The 1090-nt window shown below is 36.4% G+C and carries 1 protein-coding gene; it reads right to left on the bottom strand.

Annotation, left to right across the window (positions count from 1 at the left end; genetic code table 11):
• Positions 1-306: 306 nt before the first annotated feature.
• Positions 307-1090 (bottom strand): S9 family peptidase (locus AVL50_RS12125; protein ID WP_157491307.1); only part of this gene is annotated, 784 nt, incomplete at its 5' end.

The raw sequence follows: 1090 nt of genomic DNA, 5'->3' as shown, positions 1-1090 counted from the left end.
TATCCTACTCTTCGTTAGATTTTTATCGCGTAACTAAGGCTATGCTCTGCAAATCTGCCTTGATTAGAATAAAAAATATTAAACTAAAATCATCCCTTTTCTTCTGTTACAGTACTTAGCGTACTTTATTTTCTGGTCATTCGAAAATAAAGAGTGTGTTGTTGAAGTTCAATTCAAAAACGTCACAAGATAATGTAGTAAAGCCAAAAAAGCTTTATTTTTTGAAAATATTAAGGAATCGATTTCAAAGAAAAAAGACCTCCTCAACTTTAGACTTTGAAGTCTGAAAATTGAGGAGGTGATTTATTATTTGCTTAAAGCATCATCGATATACATCAATACTTTACGCATCAAATGTACTCTGTCTTTACCTCTAACGTTGTGAGGGTGTCCTGGGTAAGTGAAGAAATCTACTTGAACACCATTTTTTACAGCATTTTCAAGGAACAAGAAAGAGTGCTGTGGAACAACAACATCATCTACTAATCCGTGAATAATGAGTAATTTATCTTTCAGCAAAGTAGTCTTGTCTAATAATTTTGACGTCTCATATCCTTTAGCGTTAAGTTCAGGAGTGGACATGTATCTCTCTGTGTACATCACTTCATATAATTCCCAATCCATTACCGGACCGCCAGCAACACCTACTTTGAAAGTATCAGCTGCTTTTGTCATTAAAGAAGTTGTCATAAAACCACCGAAACTCCAGCCGTGAATGGCCATTCTGTCTGCATCAACATAAGGCAATGATTTTAAGTATTCCACGCCTAATAATTGATCTTTTACTTCTTCAGTTCCTAATTTCAAGTGAGTAGCTTGTTCAAAATCTTTTCCTCTGTTTTCAGTACCTCTACTGTCTACAGTGTAGATGATGTAACCGTCTTGTGCGGCCTTTTGCATCCAAAGCGCCGCACCAGCCTGCCATCTATTTGTGATCAGTTGTACACCAGGACCACCATATACATAGACAATCACAGGGTATTTTTTAGCAGGATCAAAATCTGCAGGCTTAATCATTCTTGTATTTAAGATCGATGTGCCATCAGCAGCTTTAATCGTTGAAAGTTCAATAGGAGAGACCTTGTAATCT

The sequence above is a fragment of the Flammeovirga sp. SJP92 genome, assembly GCF_001583495.1.
In the GTDB taxonomy this organism is placed as follows: Bacteria; Bacteroidota; Bacteroidia; order Cytophagales; family Flammeovirgaceae; genus Flammeovirga.
Note: the sequence above shows the minus strand (reverse complement) of the source record. Positions and strands in the feature narration are given on the sequence as shown.